The sequence below is a fragment of the Winogradskyella vincentii genome (assembly GCF_020166345.1).
GTDB classification, from domain to species: domain Bacteria; phylum Bacteroidota; class Bacteroidia; order Flavobacteriales; family Flavobacteriaceae; genus Winogradskyella; species Winogradskyella vincentii.
Map to the genome: position 1 here is coordinate 21,438 of NZ_JAIUJS010000009.1, position 21,155 is coordinate 42,592.

Annotated in this window: 22 protein-coding genes; 5 read left to right on the forward strand and 17 right to left on the reverse strand. The window is 33.4% G+C overall.

What is annotated here, in order from left to right; all coding sequences use genetic code 11:
• Positions 1-7 precede the first annotated feature (7 nt).
• The 7 genes from LBV24_RS13300 to LBV24_RS13330 all read right to left on the reverse strand — a co-directional run bounded on the left by LBV24_RS13300 (position 8) and on the right by LBV24_RS13330 (position 5,199).
• On the reverse strand, positions 8-640 hold the full coding sequence (locus LBV24_RS13300; RefSeq protein ID WP_224479150.1) for a flavin reductase family protein: 633 nt from the start codon (positions 638-640) through the stop codon (positions 8-10).
• Between the two features lies 1 nt (position 641).
• The gene (locus LBV24_RS13305) at positions 642-1,952 is read right to left on the reverse strand and encodes an ABC1 kinase family protein (protein WP_224479151.1); all 1,311 of its coding nucleotides are present in this window, start codon (positions 1,950-1,952) and stop codon (positions 642-644) included.
• Entirely contained in the window at positions 1,953-2,609 is a 657-nt protein-coding gene (locus LBV24_RS13310; protein WP_224479152.1) for a TetR family transcriptional regulator C-terminal domain-containing protein, read from the reverse strand.
• Positions 2,610-2,691: 82 nt separating this feature from the next.
• Positions 2,692-3,741, reverse strand: coding sequence for an ACR3 family arsenite efflux transporter (arsB, locus tag LBV24_RS13315; protein ID WP_224479153.1), 1,050 nt, complete (start codon positions 3,739-3,741; stop codon positions 2,692-2,694).
• 5 nt (positions 3,742-3,746) lie between these two features.
• The gene (locus tag LBV24_RS13320) at positions 3,747-4,361 is read right to left on the reverse strand and encodes an arsenate-mycothiol transferase ArsC (RefSeq protein WP_224479154.1); all 615 of its coding nucleotides are present in this window, start codon (positions 4,359-4,361) and stop codon (positions 3,747-3,749) included.
• An 18-nt stretch (positions 4,362-4,379) separates the two neighbouring features.
• Positions 4,380-4,859, reverse strand: a complete 480-nt coding sequence (locus LBV24_RS13325) for a DUF6428 family protein (protein WP_224479155.1) — start codon at positions 4,857-4,859, stop codon at positions 4,380-4,382.
• 13 nt (positions 4,860-4,872) lie between these two features.
• Complete coding sequence (locus tag LBV24_RS13330; RefSeq protein ID WP_224479156.1) at positions 4,873-5,199, reverse strand: ArsR/SmtB family transcription factor; 327 nt, start codon at positions 5,197-5,199, stop codon at positions 4,873-4,875.
• 178 nt (positions 5,200-5,377) lie between these two features.
• On the opposite strand from LBV24_RS13330, the gene LBV24_RS13335 reads away from it, so the two are divergent.
• Positions 5,378-6,223: a DUF2911 domain-containing protein gene (locus tag LBV24_RS13335; protein ID WP_224479157.1), complete on the forward strand. Its 846-nt coding sequence runs from the start codon at positions 5,378-5,380 to the stop codon at positions 6,221-6,223.
• A gap of 48 nt (positions 6,224-6,271) precedes the next feature.
• Here LBV24_RS13335 and LBV24_RS13340 read toward each other — a convergent pair whose 3' ends face one another.
• From LBV24_RS13340 to LBV24_RS13385, 10 genes are all read right to left on the reverse strand, one after another.
• A complete protein-coding gene (locus LBV24_RS13340; protein ID WP_224479158.1) occupies positions 6,272-8,098 on the reverse strand; it encodes a sodium:solute symporter in 1,827 nt (608 codons plus the stop codon).
• Positions 8,099-8,220: 122 nt separating this feature from the next.
• A complete protein-coding gene (locus LBV24_RS13345) occupies positions 8,221-10,740 on the reverse strand; it encodes a PIG-L family deacetylase (protein WP_224479159.1) in 2,520 nt (839 codons plus the stop codon).
• 118 nt (positions 10,741-10,858) lie between these two features.
• Positions 10,859-11,926 carry a magnesium/cobalt transporter CorA gene (gene corA, locus LBV24_RS13350; protein ID WP_224479160.1) on the reverse strand — a complete coding sequence of 356 codons (1,068 nt, stop codon included), beginning with the start codon at positions 11,924-11,926 and terminating at the stop codon, positions 10,859-10,861.
• A 3-nt stretch (positions 11,927-11,929) separates the two neighbouring features.
• Entirely contained in the window at positions 11,930-12,463 is a 534-nt protein-coding gene (locus LBV24_RS13355; protein ID WP_224479161.1) for a mechanosensitive ion channel domain-containing protein, read from the reverse strand.
• Positions 12,464-12,502: 39 nt separating this feature from the next.
• A complete protein-coding gene (locus LBV24_RS13360; protein ID WP_224479162.1) occupies positions 12,503-13,429 on the reverse strand; it encodes a septum formation inhibitor Maf in 927 nt (308 codons plus the stop codon).
• A 29-nt stretch (positions 13,430-13,458) separates the two neighbouring features.
• Complete coding sequence (locus tag LBV24_RS13365; RefSeq protein ID WP_224479163.1) at positions 13,459-14,052, reverse strand: Maf family nucleotide pyrophosphatase; 594 nt, start codon at positions 14,050-14,052, stop codon at positions 13,459-13,461.
• A gap of 5 nt (positions 14,053-14,057) precedes the next feature.
• Positions 14,058-14,984, reverse strand: a complete 927-nt coding sequence (locus LBV24_RS13370) for a geranylgeranylglycerol-phosphate geranylgeranyltransferase (RefSeq protein ID WP_224479164.1) — start codon at positions 14,982-14,984, stop codon at positions 14,058-14,060.
• 8 nt (positions 14,985-14,992) lie between these two features.
• Complete coding sequence (locus tag LBV24_RS13375; protein ID WP_224479165.1) at positions 14,993-15,307, reverse strand: hypothetical protein; 315 nt, start codon at positions 15,305-15,307, stop codon at positions 14,993-14,995.
• Between the two features lie 4 nt (positions 15,308-15,311).
• Positions 15,312-15,845: a KdsC family phosphatase gene (locus LBV24_RS13380; protein WP_224479166.1), complete on the reverse strand. Its 534-nt coding sequence runs from the start codon at positions 15,843-15,845 to the stop codon at positions 15,312-15,314.
• Positions 15,832-16,593 carry a Rossmann-like and DUF2520 domain-containing protein gene (locus LBV24_RS13385; protein WP_224479167.1) on the reverse strand — a complete coding sequence of 254 codons (762 nt, stop codon included), beginning with the start codon at positions 16,591-16,593 and terminating at the stop codon, positions 15,832-15,834. Before LBV24_RS13385 ends, LBV24_RS13380 begins: the two co-directional genes overlap by 14 nt.
• Positions 16,594-16,663: 70 nt before the next feature.
• On the opposite strand from LBV24_RS13385, the gene LBV24_RS13390 reads away from it, so the two are divergent.
• From LBV24_RS13390 to LBV24_RS13405, 4 genes are all read left to right on the forward strand, one after another.
• Positions 16,664-17,050: a group III truncated hemoglobin gene (locus LBV24_RS13390; RefSeq protein ID WP_224479168.1), complete on the forward strand. Its 387-nt coding sequence runs from the start codon at positions 16,664-16,666 to the stop codon at positions 17,048-17,050.
• Between the two features lie 21 nt (positions 17,051-17,071).
• Positions 17,072-17,515: a large conductance mechanosensitive channel protein MscL gene (gene mscL / locus LBV24_RS13395; RefSeq protein ID WP_224479169.1), complete on the forward strand. Its 444-nt coding sequence runs from the start codon at positions 17,072-17,074 to the stop codon at positions 17,513-17,515.
• A 97-nt stretch (positions 17,516-17,612) separates the two neighbouring features.
• On the forward strand, positions 17,613-20,810 hold the full coding sequence (gene ccsA / locus LBV24_RS13400) for a cytochrome c biogenesis protein CcsA (protein ID WP_224479170.1): 3,198 nt from the start codon (positions 17,613-17,615) through the stop codon (positions 20,808-20,810).
• 75 nt (positions 20,811-20,885) lie between these two features.
• The gene (locus LBV24_RS13405) at positions 20,886-21,074 is read left to right on the forward strand and encodes a hypothetical protein (RefSeq protein ID WP_224479171.1); all 189 of its coding nucleotides are present in this window, start codon (positions 20,886-20,888) and stop codon (positions 21,072-21,074) included.
• Positions 21,075-21,155: the final 81 nt, after the last annotated feature.

Below are 21,155 nucleotides of genomic sequence, written 5' to 3' on the forward strand. Positions count from 1 at the left end.
GTAATATTTATTTTTCAGTAAATTCTGGCTTTGGGCGTTGGTATTCTAATCGTTTTTTTAGCTCAGGCACTGCATAACCATCTAGTCCGTTAATAGTCGCAACCTTGCCCTTTGATAAGTTAATAAAACCATCCTTTTCTAGCAAGTTATCAGGAACATAAAGTTTTTCGATTTGCCCAATAAGTAAAATAGTATTGTTGGCTTTAATGGGATACTCTTCAACATAGCTCATGGCTAATTGGATTGGACATCCTTTTACAAATGGCGCAATAAAATCGTCCTTGTATTCTTCAATTAAGGACGTTACATCAAATTCTGATATAGACGGATCATACTTTGCAGATGTATGGTGTGCATCTTCTAAAATACCATCATGTATATGGTTGAGCGTATATTTACCTGTCGTTTTGATGTTATCATAGGTGTTACGAATGACTGTTGTAGGTCTTAAAAAAAAACCTAATAAACCAGGATTGGAGCCTAAATGTGTTATAGAACTGAATACAGCAACATTACTCGTACCGGCACTATCCTTTGTGCCGATGAGGTTTGCAGATTTATACCCAGAACAACTATTAATTAAGTTGATTCTATATAAATGGTGCATTTGGTTGATATCATCTAAACTAAATTCAGCCATCTTATAGGTTTATGAAGTTGTTGATTTTAATATTCTCAGCTTTAAGATCGAACATCAAGTTATATAAACCGAAGAATGTTCTGTTGATGTATATAAAGTGAGTTGAACCTCTATTACCATTCATATTGCGTAGTTCAGTACTTTTTGAGTATTTCTGACCCATTTCACCAACTTTATTGAAAAACTCTGGATCTGAAAAATCAAAAGTTTCATTATGAAATGGTTGGGTGAATAGGCTTAATAGCTCATGGAACATGGAGGTAAAGAAGTCTATTTCTTCTTTTGAATCGTCATGTCTTAAAATCTCGAGCTCGTACATTTTTTCAGTAAAAGCTTTAGGATTGTCAATGCATTCTTTTTGAGCTAATTCAAAATAGGGTTTGTAAAACTCATCTGGTATAGCTTTCATGCATCCAAAATCTAGTGCAATTAAATTACCTTCTTCTGATATTAAGAAATTCCCAGGATGTGGATCCGCATGGACTTTCTTCAAGATATGAATTTGATACATGTAGAAATCCCAAAGTGCTTGACCTAGTTTATTTGACAATTCTTGGTTGTTATTTTGAGTTACAAATTCCGAAAGGTGTTTACCTTCCATATAATCCATAGTAATTATCCTTTCTGAGGATAAACTCTCATAATATTGTGGAAATTTTAGATTTGGAATGTGCTTGCAAGCTTCCACCACTTCCTTACTCTGATTTAACTCAAGAAGATAATTGGTTTCTTCAATAAGTTTATTTTCAACCTCTTTGAAGTACTTATCAGAATCCTTTCCTTTTATATTAAACATCTTTATGGCTATAGGTTTAACTAAGGCCAAATCAGAAACGATACTCTCCGCAACTCCAGGATATTGGATTTTCACAGCAAATTTTTTCCCATTCTTATCTGCAATATGGACTTGTCCAATGCTTGCAGCATTGACTGAAGTTGCGTTGAAAGTATCAAATAGTTCTTCGGGATGTTTTCCGAAATATTTTTTAAATGTTTTTATAACCAAAGGTGGCGATAGTGGCGGTACAGAAAATTGAGATAAAGAAAACTTCTCAACATAAGCTTGAGGTAATATGCTTTTTTCCATGCTAAGCATCTGAGCTACTTTAAGTGCACTTCCTTTTAATTTTTTAAGGCTGTCATAAATATCATCTGCATTATTCTGATTAAGGCGTTCTTTGGCATCTTCTTTAGAATTAACCATTTTATCTCCATAATACTTGAGATAATTAACACCAACCTTTGCGCCAGTTGAAACGAGTTTTGAGGCTCTTGAAATTTTAGTAATAGGTATACTATCTATGGTCTTCATTTAATTGGCGTGCATTTTTTCCTTATACAAAAATTTACCTAGATCTATAAGACCTTTAAAAGAGGTTGTGTCTATAAAATCAAAACTTGCTTTCACAGATTTCTCAATGAAAAGATCAGTTTTTTCAAATCCAGAAGACGTATCGTCTAGCCAGAATTTCATTGTAACTAACAATTGCAACCAAGCAGTTTCTGTGATGCTTTTATTTTGAATGTTATCTAGCTGTTCTTGCTTTATATCAAATTTGCTAATGTTTAGATGCTCAATGTAGTTTATGAATCTTTGCTTTAGCCTGGCTAGTACTTTAATAGTTTTTAATTGGTTTTTACAATCATCTAAAACATGCACAACATAGCTTCTGTTAGCCGTTAGAATTTCAAAAAAGGTATAATAAAAGCTTAATAATTTATTTCTGGAATCAAATGTTAGATAGTCTTCGCTTTTTTCTAAAACCTCATGTGCGTTATCAAAAAACACTTTAAACACACATTGCTCTAGAGTCTCGAATGAACTAAAATGTTCATAGAACTTTTGCTCTTCAAAATTGTTGGTTTTAGCAAACGCATAGATGGACTTGGGTTGCTCGCCATAGGTTAGCACGTGGTCCATATAAAATCCAATAATATCTGATTCTGTAATTGTTTTTTTCTTTGCCATTGTTTTTCTATTACAATGTAAAGGTACAGAATGTTTAACGATAAAATATAAAAGTTAAACAAAGTTTAACATCATGTATAAATCAACTACTAACTTTATAGTATTTTTTTCGTAACCAAAATGCAACTCTTACGAGTAAAATAAGAGCTGGTACTTCTACTAATGGTCCAATGACACCTGCAAAGGCTTGTCCTGAATTTAAACCAAACACAGCAATGGCTACAGCAATAGCAAGCTCAAAATTATTTCCCGAGGCTGTGAATGAAATGGCAACATTTTTATCGTAGTTAGCTCCCATCGATTTACTGACGAAAAATCCAACAATAAACATCAAAGCGAAATAAATCAGTAGTGGAATGGCTATAACCAAGACATCCATTGGTATTTCTACAATTAGTTCTCCTTTTAAAGAAAACATAACAATTATGGTAAATAGAAGCGCTATAAGTGTAAGCGGTGAGATGGTTGGGATAAATTTGTTGTTATACCAGTCTTCACCTTTGAGTTTTACTAACATTAAACGAGACAAGATCCCAAGTACAAATGGTATGCCTAAATAAATGGCAACACTTTCTGCGATGGTGGCAATTGATATATCTACAATTGCACCATCAAACCCAAAATAAGGTGGTAGAATAGTTATAAAAATATAAGCGTAAAAGCTATAGGCAAAAACCTGAAATATGCTATTTAGTGCAACCAACCCAGCACCATATTCACTGCTGCCTTCTGCTAGGTCATTCCAAACTAATACCATGGCGATACATCTTGCAAGTCCTATTAATATTAGACCTACCATGTACTCTGGGTAGTCCCTTAAAAATATTATGGCAAGAAAAAACATTAAAACCGGACCTATAATCCAATTCAACAATAAGGAAATTGATAAGATTTTGACATCCTTAAATACCTTAGGTAATAAAGTGTAATTAACCTTTGCAAGTGGTGGATACATCATTAATATTAGACCAATTGCAATAGGTATATTGGTTGTGCCAGAACTGTATGAGTCAATTAAATTGGAGAATGATGGGATAAAAAAACCAATGGCAACACCAATTGCCATAGCCATAAAAATCCATATTGTTAAATAGCTATCTAAAAAGCTTAACTTTTTTTTAGTGTTGGGCATTGCATCTATTTTTTTAGTTTAGAGAAAACATACTTTAATTCCGTTGCAATTTGAAGACTACGCTCTTTATATTTTTCGGCTTGTTGAGGTGTATTGTCAAATGCCTTAGGATCTTCGAAAGTTACTGGAATTCTTTTTTCAGCACCTGAAATAAAAGGACAACCCTTGTCTGCACTTGAGCAAGTCATAATCGCTGCAAATTGAGAAGAAGGGTTAAAGCTGTTATCGTAAGTTTTTGAAAATCCAATAACAGGATGAGCAACCTCAGAAAATTTTATGGCATAAACAGGATTTGATTCTTTAGATAATGTATCAATTTTAAATCCAGAAGATTCGAGCGCCTTCGCGGCAGAAGGGAATAAGGCAGTAGCTTCAGTTCCACCGGAATAGCAAAAAACATTAGTAATATCAAAATACTGTGATATGGTTTGGGCCCATACCTGAGACAAATGACTCCGTCTTGAATTATGCGTGCAAATAAAATTTAGATTTACGACAGCATTGTTATTCATTTTATTTTGAATATACTCTATAAGAGGTTGCAGTATTTCTTTACGTTCTGCAGAAATAATTGAGACATCTAAACTGTTTAAGATGTCTTCGATGGTTTTATATAACATGAACTAGTTTTAATAATATTAGCAACAGCCAGAATCTGGCGAGCAACATGTTGTTGTTTTCTGTAATTCTGAAAGTTTAACCTTAGGTTTTAATGCCTTTTCAGGAATACCGCAATTGTCTTTAGCCAAGCAATCGGTATATGTTGAGGTTAACAAGAAATGTTTACCGTCAAAATCTAAATTATACTTGCCAATTGTGTCCCCTTGGTATTCAACTTCTACCGGAAGGTTTTCATTTATATTAAGTTTTGATTCAGAAAGTTCAATGATACTCAATAGCTTTTCAGGATGAAGTCTATGATCGTAGTCATTGGCATTCCATAATTGAAAATTAATTACCTCTTCATTTCTTATAGTTCCACCACAATCTATAAAGAGCTTATTTATTTTACCTACTTCTGTTACATGAAAATGTTTTGGTACTAATTCTCCGTTTGGCAACTCAAATCCTATAGTTTCTAAGGATCTTAGTTTTTGTTTAATTTCTAATAAAGTCATATTTCTATATGTTTTAGCAACAATTTGATTTGATATCTTGGTCGAAAAAAGCGGTTAGGAGTTGTTTCATTTCCTGCCACTTATCTTGATTTATGCAGTAGCAAACACTTGTGCCTTCAATGTTACCTTTTATTAATCCAAGGTTTTTAAGTTCTTTTAAATGCTGAGATATTGTAGCTTGTGCTAGACCAATTTCATCTACTAAATCACCACAAATACAGGTTTCTGATTTAAATAATTGATGTAGTATGGCAACTCTAGCCGGATGAGCAAATGCCTTTGCTAGCGTGGCAATTTCGTTTTGAGCATCAGTAAATATTTCAGATTTTGTTACTCCCATTTATCTTTTTAATTTGTTTATTGCAATATTACGATTAATAATTGATATGTTAATGATTTATTTATGAAAATTGTTGTTATTCTTCAAAGAGGCTTTTTAAGTTATTATTAACATTTAGCACTGTGGTTAAGTCGTAATTTTATACAGACTTAAAATTCAACTATTAAATCCAAACAAAATGAAAAAATTAGTACTATTTGTATTTGCTGTGACACTATTGTTTTCGGTAGATGCACAAATTAGAACGCCTCAACCCAGTCCTGCGGCTAAAATTGAGCAAGTTGTAGGTTTAACGGACGTATCTATTGATTATTCGCGACCATCTATGCGTGGAAGAGTAATTTTTGGAAATCTTGTACCATATGGAAAAGTATGGAGAACAGGAGCAAACGCAAGAACGAAGGTGACCTTTAGCGATGATGTGACTGTAGGGGATAATGAACTTAAAGCAGGTACTTATGCTATTTTTACAATACCACAAGCTGAATCTTGGGATGTTGTTTTCTATACAGATTATGCCGGAGGTGGAGCTCCCGCTGAATTGGATGAGTCTAAAATAGCGGCACGTGTTACAGCAAAAGTATATCCTATTGAAATGGATATTCAATCTTTTACTATTTCTTTTGATGATATTACAAATAACTCCGCTGTTATAGGAATTATGTGGGAGAGAAGCTATGTTGGAATTGAATTTAAAGTTCCGACTGATGCTAAGGTTTCAGCGTCAATAGAAAAAACAATGGCTGGTCCTGGTGCTGGAGATTATTATTCGGCAGCGGTATACAACCTAACAGAAGGTAAAGATTTAGATAAAGCTAAAGAATGGATGGATAAGGCCATGTCTATGACTGAAAATCCTCGTTTCTGGCAACTAAGACAACAGTCTTTGCTATATGCTAAACTAGGCGATAAGAAGAAAGCTATTGAAACAGCAAAGAAATCTTTAGCAGGAGCAGAGGCAGCAGGTAATGCAGATTACATAAAAATGAACAAAGATTCCTTAAAAGAATGGGGAGCAATGTAAATTTGCCTTAAAGAAATTGAAAACGCGACTCATTTGAGTCGCGTTTTTTTATGCTTTATTTTTAGTAAACATTTGAAGCAGATTCGCAATAATAATAACCACAATGCAACCTATTAAATTTAACCATAGATATGGTAAATTAATTATGCCTTCATTATCCATGAAATAAAGTGCTATTATAACTACTTGAGTAATCAAGGCACCAAAAAAGACAGCATTTCCTCTAATGTGTTTAAAGAAAAATGCAAGTAAGAAAATACCAAGAACATTACCATAGAAAATAGAACCGATAATATTCACTAATTGAATTAGGTTTTCTGCAAGATTTGCAAAACATGCAATTATTATCGCAACTATACCCCAACCCAACGTGAACCACTTGGTCATTTTTACCATATGTTCTTCTCCCTTATCTTCTTTTAAATTCCTGCCATATAAATCAATGGAAGTAATGGTAGCCAATGCATTAATCTCGGATGCGGTTGACGACATGGCAGCAGATAGAATTACTGCAAGTAGTAAACCAATTAGCCCAACGGGTAGGTGATTTAGGATGAAACGTATAAACATATAATCCCTATCATTGGTTTGCGTGTCCTTGGCTGCATCTTTGTACAAGTTGCTGAGCGCTATTGATTTCTCTTTGTAAACTAGGCTTGTGGAATCTGATTGCAAGTTTGAAACCTCATTTTTTAAAGCTTCGTATTCTCTTGTATACTCAGGGTCAATTGCTTTTTTTATGAGAAATTTTGATTCTAATCTATACGTCTTTTCAAGATTATCTATTTCTGCAAGTTTCTGTTTTGCATCATCTTCTTTACTCTCTCCACTCGCAAATTCTAATGATATATTCTTTTTCAGATTAAAAAGTTCCTCTTGCTTTTTTTGTAATGCTCTGTAATCATTTCCGTATTCTGAAGATAATACTGTTTGCGTAGAGGCATCAATAAAATTTAGAGGTGCAGGATTAAATTGATAAAATACAAATACCATTACACCAACAAGAAGAATAAAGAATTGCATAGGTACTTTTAAAAGGCCATTGAAAAGGAGACCCATTTGCATTTCTTTCATGGATTTACCTGAAAGATAGCGTTGTACCTGACTTTGATCCGTGCCGAAATATGATAACATTAAGAAAGTACCACCGATTAAACCAGTCCAAACAGTATATCGATTTTCTAGATCAAATGAAAAATCCAACACCTCCATTTTACCTGTTGCACCAGCAATATCAATAGCCTCTGTAAATGAAACTTCGTCTGGTATTAGGTCAATAACAACATATAGTGCCGCAAGCATACCTGCAAAAATTACGAACATTTGTTGTTTTTGTGTTACTGTAACGGCCTTGGTGCCACCAGATACGGTATAAATAATTACAAGTAACCCAATAGCTATGTTAAGGGTAACAATATTCCATCCTAGGACTACAGAAAGAATAATTGCTGGTGCAAAAATTGTAATACCTGCAGCTAAGCCACGTTGAATTAAAAATAGAATAGCTGTAAGGCTTCTAGTTTTTAAATCGAATCTATTTTCTAAAAATTCATAAGCAGTATAAACTTTTAGCCTATGATACAACGGAATAAATACCATGCAAATAATCACCATTGCAATCGGAAGCCCAAAATAGAATTGAACGAATCCCATACCATCAGAAAATGCTTGACCTGTCGTCGATAAAAATGTTATGGCACTTGCTTGAGTTGCCATTACCGATAGACCAATGGTCCACCATTTAGTAGTATTACCTCCTTTAACGTAATCTTGTACATTTTTGCTTCCTCTTGTTTTCCATGTACCATAGCCAACAATGGTTAATAAAGTAAGTAGTAATACCGACCAATCTATCCAATCTAACGTTTGATGCATATGTTATGAGAATGAAACGGTTATGAAGTAAAAAAGAATGATATAAATGGCATTAGCCACCAAAATAATGGTGTACATCTTATCCCATTTTTGTTTTGAATCTGGTTGGTTGTCCATTTTAATTAGTTTTTGAGCTGTGTTTTATCTTCTTTTCCAGCTGATAATAAATTGGCGAATAGTCTATATGCACCAGGAACTCCTGCGGGAAATTCCCTAAAGAAACTCAATCCTGTATAGATATAATTTCCTTTTCCGTATTTTGCTACTAATAGACTTCCTTCTTTAGAAGATTCTCCACTATCATTCATAGCAAGGAGTGGTGTAAATTCATTAGACCACTGATTAGGAAAGTATAAACCACGTTCTTGTACCCATCCATTGAAGTCATCCGCTGTAATTTTATTTGGGAAGTTAAGAATTGGATGTTCTGGGTTTAAAATTTTCACATTTGCATTTTCATCTGTAACCCTATCTCGCGATAGCTTCAACTCATATGGTGCAAGTTGTTCAGTTTTTAATCGTCTACTTGTATTATATTGAACCACTAAGTTTCCACCTTCCTTAACATAATCTAATAAAAATCTTTGTTTGAATTTGAGTTCGTCTAAGATATTATAGGCGCGTATACCAACAACGATGGCATCAAAATTTGACAAATTTTCAGGCGAAATCTGTTCAGGTTTAATAATTGTTACATTATAACCAATCTGTCTAAGGCTTTCTGGTACCACATCACCTGCACCTTCTATATAACCAATATTATTTCCTCTTTTATCAATATCAAGTCTTACTACCTTACTTACGCTAGGCATTAAAACAGTTTGAAACGGAATATGGTCATAATCTATCTCTATTAATTCGTCCGTGTAGTATTCGTCATCAATGTTCACCATAGGTGTGATTAATCCTTCACTTTGGTTCTTTGGTGGTATTACAGTAAAGACAACTTTTTGAATGTCGCCTTTATTTTCAATCTGAATTTTTTGTTTTTGTGGGTAAACGTTCCAATCATTAGGATATGCCATTTGTACATAACCCTCAATATTTTCTTTACCTGCTTTTACAGTTATTTCAATTTCTTTTTGTTGGTCATTTTCAAAAATGAAAACCTTATCACTTATGCTTCCAGAGACTTGAGGAATAATTTCAAAAGGCCGGTATAATTCACCTTTGTCAGGTCTTGAGTATCTGTAAATTACTGGTTTGGTTATGGTTATTGGTGTATTGTCCATAATTAAGTTGAAATCTACAGTAATACCCCTTGGAGTTTCAGGTAGACCAATTAATTCTTGTTTTTCAACATGGTACATTCCAATGCCATTTTTTTTGTTTAGCCAGTATGGAGTGGTATAATTTAAATCCTGAGGTATAATGACATCCTCGAGAAAATTAAGTTTTTGATTAGGAAGCATTGGGAGTGATTTTGACACACCTTCAGTCATTGTGGAAATATTGTACGATGCCAATTCTATATTAACATCACTGCGGTTAAGAACTTCCATGCGTAAACCAATTAATGAATTTGGCGCAGCCTGTGGTGAGTTTGCAGATACTTCAATATATAATCCTGTACACGCCTCAATGATTTGAAGAATCTCTTTTGTTTTAACAGATTTCCAATGGTCGTCCTCTAGATTTTGAATTAATTTATAAGCTTCAATAAGTTTAGGTAGGTGAGTAGAAGGGTTCATGAAATCGAAACCATTTTCGATATCTTTTAAAATGGCACCAATTGCTTCTGCTCCTTTAATACGGTTCCATGATGTGTCTATACCAGAGAATACATCGTTACTGCCATCTAAAGGTTCACCCTTCAGGAATTCAATATATTCTTGTTGTGTACCACGTTGAGAAAGTCGGCCAAATCCTTGACAAAGATGTTGACTGCTCGCTAGTGACGCAACTTCATTGTTAGATAAACCTTTGGTAGGATAATATACTCCAATATCAAAATTGAGCATATTGCTTTTATCGATTTCGTCAAATTTTTCTCTACTTCCATATCGCCACCATGATGTATTATAAAATAATCGTTTCGGTTGCCAAGTTTGGGTTAAATTTAGTTGAGAACTATATTTTGAGGCATCATTGGCTAGATCAAAAGCTTCGAGGCTAAGTAATGCAGAACTAGTATGGTGTCCGTGGGTTTGGCCTGCTCGTCTATGATCAAATCGATTTATAATTACATCTGGTTTAAATGTCCTAATGGCCCAAACCACATCAGCAAGTACTTTGTCCTTATCCCAAATTTGAAGTGTCTCATCTGGATGCTTTGAATAGCCAAAATCATTTGCTCTTGTAAAACGTTGTTCACCACCATCAACGCGTCTAGCTGCTAAGAGTTCTTGTGTTCTTATAACACCAAGTAATTCTCTAATTTCTGGCCCAATTAAATTTTGTCCGCCATCACCTCGAGTTAATGAAAGGTAGGCAGTTCTGGCTTTTACATGGTTTGCCATGTATGAAATTAGTCGCGTGTTTTCATCATCTGGATGCGCAGCGATGTACAAAACCGATCCTAATACATTAAGCTTCTGCACGGCCTCATAAATCTCGGATGAATTAAGTTTTTTTGGTTGCTGTGCTTGAATAGATACTATTGTGCTTAATACAACCAATAGACAAAGTGCAAATTGTCTCATGAATAATATAGTTAGTTACTCCACCAAAGGTAAAAAAGATAATAGGTGAAGATTGTGATTTTAGATTTATTTAACGGTATGGTTTATTTGATGAATAAGGTAAATGATTTTGAATTTACTAGAGCCATTTCTTTTTCTTAAAATAATAAATCATACCTAGAAATAGCATAATCATTATTCCCCAAAGAATATAATAGCTGTATTTATAATGCAATTCGGGAATGTTATCGAAATTCATTCCATAAATTCCTGCAATAAAAGTTAGAGGGATGAAAATGGTAGCAATAATGGTAAGTACTTTCATGACCTCATTCATCTTATTGCTGATGGTGGTCATGTACATATCCATTAAACTCCAGATCATTTCTCGATATATATCTAGATTTTCTGTTACTTGAACTAAATGGTCGTAAATATCTCTAAAATAGGTAATTGTACGTTTGAAAATAAATGGGTGATCACCTTTTTCAATTCGATTTATTATTTCACGAAGTGGAAAAATAGCTCGCCTTACTTTAAGGATTTCTCGCTTTAATTGTTGTACTTCAATATTAATATCTTCTCGCACAGTTCCGGTAAATAAATCGGTTTCTAGATCTTCTATTTTATTGCCTAAGGTTTCAATAATCGTAAAATAGTTGTCTACAACTGCATCGATAAGAGTATAAAGCAAATAATCAGATTTCATTCCTCTAATACGACCTCGATTTAATCTCAATCTATCTCTGATAGAACCGAAGACATCACCTTCTGATTCTTGAAAAGTCAACACGTAGTTTTCACCTAAAACAAAACTTACTTGTTCAATTATAATATTTTCGTCTTTATCATAATAGAGCATTTTTAGTACTATGAATATGTAATTTTCATATTCATCAATTTTAGGACGTTGCGTGGTATTAACTATATCTTCTAATACCAATGGATGCAACCCATATTGTTTACCAATATTTTCAATTTCATCAGTATATTTTAAGCCTTCAACATTTATCCAAGTAACGGATTCTGTTTCTTTATAATTAATTGCCTCCTCAATATTGAGTAATATAGATTCTTCAATATTATCCTTGGTGTAATCAAAACATTCTACATGGAATTTCTTATCGGATTTTTCACCTGTATAAACTAATGTTCCAGGAATTTGCCCAATTTGTTTTTTATACTTTTGAGTACGCTTTTTAGTCATGATTTAAAGTATACTACTATCATCTAAGGCGTCTTTTTTAACTAAAGTTACCGCCTTCTGAAGGATTAGATTATTTGGATATGTAACAAGGTTTCCATTGTCTTCTCTTAAAATTAGTTGGAACGCTCTAATATCCTCTATTATAGCCTCGACCGGATAATCCTTATCATGAATTTTTATTTTGTCACCTACCTTATAAGGAAATGAGAAAAACATTATGACACCAGACGTAATATTACTCAGGATAGACCAAATAGCAAATAAGGCAATACCGATTACTGCAAAAACAGATGAGAATAATAGTGTAATATCTTGAGTGTTTGCACCGAGGATAAAGGCCTCAATCAACAAGGCAATTAGAATTAGTGTTACTGTTACATATCGACCAATTAGAATAGCTCGTGCTTCGGATGTGCCGCTTTTTTTGCCTATTTTCTTAACTGTTAAAATTATTATTGCTCTGATTATTGAAAGTATCAGCAATAATACTACAGTATAAATTATTTCAGATTTATAGGAATGATAAAAATCTAGCATTTTAAAGCAAATTTGTCTTAAACAAATATAACTCTAATTCTATTTTAATTTCAAGGTTTTTCTCAACCCAGTATCTGCATTACTGTTTTTGTTCCAATAAGCAGATTTAATTGTTTCAAGCTTGGTAGCTTTTGTTGTTAGTATTTTAGACTCAGAACCATGGCCACTTAATGTTGTTTCTTCCCAACCATTTATTTGGTACGGAAAACTATTTTCAAAATTGATTTTAAGGGTTCTATTGAGATTTGGGTAAGACAACATATACAATCCATCCTTTAATACTGCGTAGGCTTTATAGGCTTTAATTTCTTGGTGCTTTAATCTTGTAAATTCCAAGGATGGAATAATGTCTAAATCTCCTATTGGCAAGCTTTTCGGATCAATTCTTAATTTGGTCCATAGTTCGTTTTCAGTCCAAGTTTTACCTAATTTATAGTTTTGATCTGCTTCTCCTTGAAAATACGAATGAGACATTAATTCAAATTGTTCTCTGTTATTTAGTTGAGCATAAACATGGCCACACCAATCTTGCACTGATGCTGTTACTTTTAGGGCATGATTGTTATTTGTAACTGGATAAAATGTGCTCTGCATTATTGAATAAGGATAGACACCAGTATTAAAATTCTTTGTAGCATTTAGTTTTAAAACGGGAATATTTGATTTGCTGTAATTGTCAGCTTTCACCTGTAAGTCAGGCAAAAAATCTTCAGTAACAAATACCATAACTGCACTACCTTCTCTAATTTCACCATAACGTGCCTGTTCTAATTTGTATGAGGTTATTTCTGCATCACCATCATACCAGTAATCTTTAAATTCTGAAGAAAGCTTTATTTTTGGTTGAGGTGGATTATCTACAGTTTCATAAACTGCTATCTCATCAGTGATTTTTGTTTCTTTCTCTTCACATGAAATGCAAACAGAGAGAAATATGATAGGCAAGATAAAGACTAATCTTTTCATAAGGAATTGTTTCTTACAAAGTTACGATCCTAGTCTTCCATAGCAATGCTATTTAACGTTTCATAAAGTAAATGTGTGGGAAGGCCAACAACGTTATTATAAGAGCCTTCAATATTGGTTATGCCTACAGATCCTATCCATTCTTGTATACCATAGGCACCTGCTTTATCAAAAGGTTTAAACTTCTTTATGTAGTGCCAAATTTCTTCGTCTTCAAGAGCTCTAAACGTTACCTTGGTAGTCGTATGAACAATTTTCTGTGATTCTTTTTGAGTAAAACAAATAGATGTAATAACATCGTGTGTTTTGTTGCTCATAGATTTGATCATATCAAAGGCATGACGCTCATCTTTTGGTTTTTCAATCGGTTTACCCTCTAGCCAAACAATTGTATCACTCGTTATAAGAATGTCATTTGCTTTCAATTCATTTATAAATGGTTGTGATTTTAATATCGCTAGATAATTAGTGATTTCATTTGCTTTTAAATCATTAGGATATATTTCTTCTACAGGATGTAATTTAATTTCAAAATCAATATCCATAGCTTTTAGAAAAGCATGACGTCTTGGAGAACCAGAAGCAAGGATGATATTATAACCCTTCAATTTGTCTTTTAGCATTGTACTTACTTTAAGATGAATTGGTACATTAAAATAGAAAGCATTCCGGTTAGCATAACAACTTTAAGGACATGACTTATATGCCTATAATCTGATTTTTGCTCGGCATTAAAGATTTTTATAGTTGCATATATAAGAGGTCCCACCACAAATACTAAAAAGTAAGCAACTACCAATTGTTGCTTAAATAAGTATGTTATTACATAATATATTACAGCTATTGTAGGCAGGAGTGAAACAATAAATGCGACACTATTAGCTCTATCTCTACCAATAACAACTGGAAGTGTTTCCATACCAGCATTATAATCTCCATCAATGTCTTCAATATCCTTAATTATTTCTCTTACGAGATTAATTAAAAATGCAAACACTGCATAATCTAAAATAATATCAAGGAATGTCTGTTGAGCGGATTTGTTTATTTCTGCCATTACTGGCAAAAGTTCAAAGATACCTACTATTAATATGCTCAATGCCACAACCAGAGAAATAACAATATTACCAACTATCATTATTTGTTTGAGTGCGGTAGAGTACAGATATAATAAAGCAGAGGCTACTACAAAAAGGACAAAGAAGCTCGATTTACCGATACTATTAGATAAATAAAAACCAAGTCCCACACCAATTATATTAAGGACTATAAACAGGTTAAAGCCTATTTTTTCTGAAATGTGTTTATTTATTATTAACCGGTTGGGCTTGTTGATTTTATCTGTTTCAATATCATAGATATCATTTATAATATATCCTGCGCTAGCAATACAGACTGTTGAAAATACAAGTATGAAGAACTCAAAATTGTTAAGGGCAGTAAATACGCCATGTTTATCTTTAAAGGGAACTAGAAGGGCATATTTTAGTAAATATTGTACAAATACAATCATTAATAAGTTTTGCCAACGAATTAATTTTAAATAATGAATCATTCTAAGGTTTAATGGGATAATATTTGATTGATAAGGTAATAGGCGAAATATGCAACACCCATGAATACAAACAGACTGATAACTGAAGTTCTAATCAAAAGCTTACGTTCTTGTTTTCTTATTTTATCTTTTATTTTTTGTTTGTCTTCCTTGGTAAGGTTTTTATGCATAAAATGCATCTCATAGTGCAGATGGGCTTCTAAGTCTAATTTTTCCTTATATACAGAAAATGGTGTGCTAGTCTTTTGGTTAAATGTTGCCTGATTATTACCAAAACCTATGTATCCAAATCCTGTACTATGTCGTCTGCTTCTTCTTTTCATTTAGTTAGTCATATTTGGCATCAAAATTACCATTCCATTTGCCATGCACTTTTAAAACCTGCTCAATTACATCGCGCACAGCACCATTTCCACCATTTTTGTGAGATATATAGTTGCAAATTGCCTTAATTTCAGGTACTGCATCTTGTGGACAACATGGTAAACCCACCAGCTTCATAACTGGGAAATCTGGAATATCATCTCCCATATATAACACGGACTCTGCTTTTATATTATAAATGTCTAAATATTCATCTAGTTGCTCAATTTTATTATGTGCTCCGAGGTAAATATCGGTAATACCTAATCCTCTTAATCTTTTTCTAACGCCTTCATTAGAGCCACCTGAAATAATACAGACATTAAATCCTGCATCTACAGCAGTTTTTAGCGCAAAACCGTCCTTAATGCTCATTTTACGCAACATTTCTCCTTCAGTTGTAACAGTGATGGTGCCATCGGTAAGTACACCGTCAACGTCAAAAATAAAGGTGGTTATGTGCTGTAGGTATTCTTTGTAGCTTTTATCGTTGTCCATGTGTTTTTTTAATAGAATTAGTAAGCATTTGATAAATTGCCTTATGTTCTTCGCTTTCTATTTGTTTAAGATGCCTTTTAATGGTTTTTTTATCATTTCGCTTTGCTGGTCCTGTTTGCGCCATGTATGGTGACATATCTTGTACTTTACGAGCAGTCTCCATTATTAATGGCTTCAAGATATCAAAATTAATGCTTTTAGCATCACTGATTTCGTGTGCAATTCTATATAATTGGTTCACGAAATTATTTACGTATACTGCAGAAAGATGAAGTGTTTGTCTCTGTTCCGTGTTTATTTTATAAAATTTACAACCTAATACTTCTGCCAATGATTTTAACACTTGTAAATTTTCTTTTTCCAAGCATTCAATACAAATTGGTACCTCACTAAAATCTATCGCTGCTCCTTTAGTGAAAGTCTGTAATGGATAAAATACAGCTCGTTTGTGTTTTTTGTCTAATTGGTGAATAGAAACACTACCAGAGGTATGTGCAACAAGTCTATTACTAAAAGGTAATGCATTAGATAATTCTGCTATGCTATCATCACTAACTGCCATGATATATAAATCAGCCTCTTTTAAAGCGCTTAAATCATCTGTAATCTCAACATCGTTTTGAAAAGGATTAATGGTACCAATACTTCTGTTATACCATTGTATAATGGATGCTGATTCTGATTTTTTAATAGCATTGAATAAATGTGAGGCCACATTGCCAGCACCAATTAAAATTACTGATAACATGTTGTAAAAATACTAAGTTTTACCAATCTCTACTGATAAGATTAACACAAATAAGATAACTTTGAGAATTATGGATAAAAAAGACATTCAAAATAGAGACGATATTCATCTTTTGGTAAAAAATTTCTACTCCAAAGTTAGGAAGGATGATACGCTAGGGCCTTTTTTCAACGATAGTATCAACGATTGGGATGCACATTTAGAACATCTAACTGATTTCTGGGAATCGAGCTTGTTTCTTAAAACAAAATTTACTGGCGATCCTTTAGAGGCGCATATTAAGGTTGATAAAGCTCATAATAATTCCATTACAGAACTGCATTTTGGTATATGGTTAAATTACTGGTCTCAGACCATTGATGAGTTGTTTGATGGTGATTATGCTCAAAATGCGAAAAGGAGAGCTCGTAAAATGGGCACATTTATATATTTAAAAATCTTTGAAGCGAGACAATAATAAAAAATTTAATTTTCTGATATGAAACTATTTAATGAATTTAAAGAATTTGCCGTTAAGGGAAATATGATGGATATGGCCATTGGTATAATAATCGGTGCGGCCTTCAATAATGTAATAGATGTTTTGGCCAAACAGGTGTTGTTACCGCCATTGTCCTTACTTTCTGATGGAATGAACTTTCAGCAAAGAAAACTCATATTGCGAGATGCTGTAAGTGATACATCAGGAACAATTACCACTTCTGAAGTTGCTATAGCATATGGCCAACTTATTGAAGCATTCTTAGATTTTTTAATCATTGGATTTACAGTATTTATTGTAGTGAAATTTATGAATAGGTTACGAAACAAAGCTCAAGACACAAAAGATGAAACTGTGGTTACACCAAAAGATATTGAGCTTCTTTCTGATTTAAAAAGGCTGATGGAAGAACAAAATAACCTATTGAAATCTTCAAAATAAGCATAAGTAATTTTAACATCATTTGTACTTGTTAAAGGCATAAGTTAATCCTTAAAAAGCATTATCTTTGCACGAGCTTAAAAACAAGCCAAAAACTATGCAAAAGAAGATATTTAATTTCCTTTTTTCCACAAGACTTACTGCTGTTCTATTTATTGTTTTTGCTGTTGCTATGGCAACAGGTACTATCCTAGATAGAAATATGGATACTTCACCAACTCCTTACACAAGACAATTAATCTATAATGCCTGGTGGTTTGAAGCTATAATGGTGTTTTTTGTTATAAATTTTGTTGGGAATATTTTTCGGTTCAAACTACATAAAAAGGAAAAATGGGCTACTCTAGTGTTGCACCTTTCCTTTATTTTTATTTTAGTAGGTGCCTTTGTAACGCGCTATATTGGATATGAGGGTATGATGTCCATTAGAGAAGGTGCCACTGAGAGTGAATTTTTATCTCAAAAAACTTATATCAAGGGTAGAATTGTCGGTGATTTTGAAATAAATGGTCAGCTTCAACAACGTAATATTGAAGAAGAGGTAGATTTTTCACCACGATTAAACAATGATTTTAGTGAAACTTACGATTATGGTGGAACCAAAGTACGTATAACCTTAGACGAGTTTATTAAAGGTGCAGAAAAAGATATTATTCCTAACGATAATGGCGAGCGTTATTTAAAAATTGTCGAAGCAGGTGGAGGACAGCCACATAACCATTTTCTGAAGGATGGTGATATTGCCAATCTTCATAACGTTTTAATTAGCCTTAATAATTATCAAGAGGGTGCAATAAACATTACAGAAACTGACGATGGTCTTTTTATAAACTCTCCATATGAAGGTGAGTATTTAACCATGGCAACTATGACAGAGGGCAAACTAGTAAAAGATAGTTTGCAGCCATTAAATTTAAGATCTAGATATATAATTGGAAATATGCAAATGGTATTTCCAAAGCCAATAATTAAAGGTGAGTTTAGTGTTGTAAAAAAATCACAGATTTTAAAGAATGATGCTGATGGAGTTCTTTTGAGTGTTACAGCCAATGGTGAGACCAAGAAAGTTGGGCTTTTAGGAGGCCAAGGCAATTACAATGGATTTGAAGAGTTTGAAGTTGGCGGTATGGAAATGGCCTTGCAATATGGTTCTAAAGTATTGAGTTTGCCATTTCAGGTGAAACTAAATGATTTTATAGCCGAAAAATATCCTGGAACTGAAAATGCCTATTCTTCCTATGAGAGCAAGGTAACTGTATTGGATTCTGAAAAAGGTGATTTTGATTATCACATCTACATGAATAATATATTAGATCATCGAGGCTATAGATTCTTTCAAGCAAGTTTTGATCCTGATGAAAAAGGAACGATTCTTTCGGTTAATCATGATCAATGGGGAACATATCTAACTTATGCAGGATACATGTTGTTGTATTTTGGATTATTGGCCATTATGTTTGCGCGACATACAAGATTTGACGAATTAAGAAAGCGATTAGAAAAGCTCAAGATTAAAAAGGCAAAATTATTAAGCATTCTTATTTTGATGTTAAGTTTCTCGGGATTTTCTCAAGAACATTCGGAAAATGACGGTCATGATCATTCAGTGGGATTAAGACCAACTAAAACTCAAATTGATTCTATTTTAAAAGCAAATATTACACCTAAGGCTCATGCTGAAAAGTTTGCGAAAATGGTTATTCAGGACTACAGTGGAAGAATGATGCCCATGCATACTTATGCCTCAGAAATGTTGAGAAAATTGAGTAAGAAAGAAACCTATGAAGACTTCACGGCTACTCAAGTTTTTCTATCTATTCAAGAAAGTCCATTACTGTGGTACAATGTTCCTATTATTTACTTGAAACCTCGTAAGGCGGATTCAATAAGAACTATCATAGGTGTGGATTACAGTGAAAAATATGTGAGTCTTTTAGACTTTTTTACACCAGACGGACGCAACAAACTGGGGCCATATATTGAAGAGGCCTACAAAGCCCAAGTGCCAAATGGGTTTCAAAAAGAAGTAAAAGAAGCCTATGGTAGGTTGGGATTACTGTCTGATGCAATTGAAGGAAGATCCATTAAGATTTTTCCAGTACCAGAAGATGAAAATAATACATGGATTTCTTCTTTAGATTTTCGGGAAGGTAATTATCGTGAGAAGATTAAGGACTCACTCTATGGTAATTTCATAAACAATGGATTTAGCGCCTATTTGGTAACCTTAAATAATGGGAAACAAAATGGCGATTTTTCAAAAGCCGAAGAATTATTAACTGGTATTAAAAAGACACAACAAAAGTTTGGTGCTTCAGTAATGCTACCTGATGAAAAAATTGAAGCCGAGATAATGTATAACAAATACGATATCTTCAAAAGGCTTTTTAGTTGGTATATGTATGCCAGTACGGTCTTGTTTATTCTTATTATTGTCCAGATATTCAAATATCGAAGCAAGTGGCTAGACGTAGCTATAAAGACTTTAATAGGTATTATTATTTTCTTATTTGCGCTTCACGTAGCTGGTTTAGGAATGCGTTGGTATTTGTCTGGTCATGCACCATGGAGTGATGCGTATGAATCTATGATTTACGTGGCTTGGTCGGTAATGCTATTTGGATTATTGTTCGGTCGTAAGAGTAGTTTAACTATTGCCTCATCTGCATTTGTATGTTCCATGATTCTAATGGTGGCCCATTGGAATTGGATGGATCCTGCAATAGCGAATCTACAACCAGTTCTAAAAGGCTATTGGTTAATGATACACGTGTCAGTAATTGTAGCTAGTTATGGACCATTTGCAATTGGTATGATATTAGGGTTGGTTGCACTATTACTAATGATTCTCACCAATAAGGAGAATAAAGCCAGAATGGATATTAATATAAAAGAGCTAACCATTATTAATGAATTAGCGCTTACTGTTGGATTGGTAATGTTAACTATCGGTAACTTCCTTGGTGGTATGTGGGCTAATGAAAGTTGGGGACGATATTGGGGCTGGGATCCAAAAGAAACTTGGGCATTAATTAGTATAATGATATATGCATTTGTAATTCATATGCGACTAGTACCAGGTTTGCGAGGTCGATGGCTTTATAATTTAATGTCAGTGTTAGCTTTTGGCAGTATTTTAATGACTTATTTTGGTGTTAATTTCTATTTATCAGGTTTACACGCTTACGCGAGTGGAGATCAAATATTGAGTTTTCAATTTATAGCCATTACATTAGTTGTTATTGCAATTCTGGCATTTTTTGCCTTTAGAAAATATAAGATATATTATAAATAAGTACAACTTTTCTCTCAAAAAAATCGATACGAAAAGTATTTTTATTAACTTGAAGCTTTAAACCCAACCTTAAAAATGAAATTCTTCAAAAAATTAGGTGCTGCCAACCTATTAATGCTAATACTATGTGCAGCGATAATTCTAGTAGCAGAATATTTATTTCTTAGTGGAGACCAAATGCATGGTTTGTTTATTGGTCTTTGGGCACCAACATTACTCGGTGTTATGATTTATTTAAAATTAATACAAGATGGAAGCGAATGATATAGTATTTTGGTTTTCCATCATTGTGTCTGCCTTGGTTGTTGTTTGGGCTGTATTAATGATTAGAGCCTACAATAAAAT

Excerpts from the sequence above, each read along its gene's own strand:
- LBV24_RS13300 (WP_224479150.1), bottom strand. The coding sequence starts at position 640 with ATGGCTGAATTTAGTTTAGATGATATCAACCAAATGCACCATTTATAT.
- LBV24_RS13305 (WP_224479151.1), bottom strand. The coding sequence starts at position 1,952 with ATGAAGACCATAGATAGTATACCTATTACTAAAATTTCAAGAGCCTCA.
- LBV24_RS13310 (WP_224479152.1), bottom strand. The coding sequence starts at position 2,609 with ATGGCAAAGAAAAAAACAATTACAGAATCAGATATTATTGGATTTTAT.
- arsB (WP_224479153.1), bottom strand. The coding sequence starts at position 3,741 with ATGCCCAACACTAAAAAAAAGTTAAGCTTTTTAGATAGCTATTTAACA.
- LBV24_RS13320 (WP_224479154.1), bottom strand. The coding sequence starts at position 4,361 with ATGTTATATAAAACCATCGAAGACATCTTAAACAGTTTAGATGTCTCA.
- LBV24_RS13325 (WP_224479155.1), bottom strand. The coding sequence starts at position 4,859 with ATGACTTTATTAGAAATTAAACAAAAACTAAGATCCTTAGAAACTATA.
- LBV24_RS13330 (WP_224479156.1), bottom strand. The coding sequence starts at position 5,199 with ATGGGAGTAACAAAATCTGAAATATTTACTGATGCTCAAAACGAAATT.
- LBV24_RS13335 (WP_224479157.1), top strand. The coding sequence starts at position 5,378 with ATGAAAAAATTAGTACTATTTGTATTTGCTGTGACACTATTGTTTTCG.
- LBV24_RS13340 (WP_224479158.1), bottom strand. The coding sequence starts at position 8,098 with ATGCATCAAACGTTAGATTGGATAGATTGGTCGGTATTACTACTTACT.
- LBV24_RS13345 (WP_224479159.1), bottom strand. The coding sequence starts at position 10,740 with ATGAGACAATTTGCACTTTGTCTATTGGTTGTATTAAGCACAATAGTA.
- corA (WP_224479160.1), bottom strand. The coding sequence starts at position 11,926 with ATGACTAAAAAGCGTACTCAAAAGTATAAAAAACAAATTGGGCAAATT.
- LBV24_RS13355 (WP_224479161.1), bottom strand. The coding sequence starts at position 12,463 with ATGCTAGATTTTTATCATTCCTATAAATCTGAAATAATTTATACTGTA.
- LBV24_RS13360 (WP_224479162.1), bottom strand. The coding sequence starts at position 13,429 with ATGAAAAGATTAGTCTTTATCTTGCCTATCATATTTCTCTCTGTTTGC.
- LBV24_RS13365 (WP_224479163.1), bottom strand. The coding sequence starts at position 14,052 with ATGCTAAAAGACAAATTGAAGGGTTATAATATCATCCTTGCTTCTGGT.
- LBV24_RS13370 (WP_224479164.1), bottom strand. The coding sequence starts at position 14,984 with ATGATTCATTATTTAAAATTAATTCGTTGGCAAAACTTATTAATGATT.
- LBV24_RS13375 (WP_224479165.1), bottom strand. The coding sequence starts at position 15,307 with ATGAAAAGAAGAAGCAGACGACATAGTACAGGATTTGGATACATAGGT.
- LBV24_RS13380 (WP_224479166.1), bottom strand. The coding sequence starts at position 15,845 with ATGGACAACGATAAAAGCTACAAAGAATACCTACAGCACATAACCACC.
- LBV24_RS13385 (WP_224479167.1), bottom strand. The coding sequence starts at position 16,593 with ATGTTATCAGTAATTTTAATTGGTGCTGGCAATGTGGCCTCACATTTA.
- LBV24_RS13390 (WP_224479168.1), top strand. The coding sequence starts at position 16,664 with ATGGATAAAAAAGACATTCAAAATAGAGACGATATTCATCTTTTGGTA.
- mscL (WP_224479169.1), top strand. The coding sequence starts at position 17,072 with ATGAAACTATTTAATGAATTTAAAGAATTTGCCGTTAAGGGAAATATG.
- ccsA (WP_224479170.1), top strand. The coding sequence starts at position 17,613 with ATGCAAAAGAAGATATTTAATTTCCTTTTTTCCACAAGACTTACTGCT.
- LBV24_RS13405 (WP_224479171.1), top strand. The coding sequence starts at position 20,886 with ATGAAATTCTTCAAAAAATTAGGTGCTGCCAACCTATTAATGCTAATA.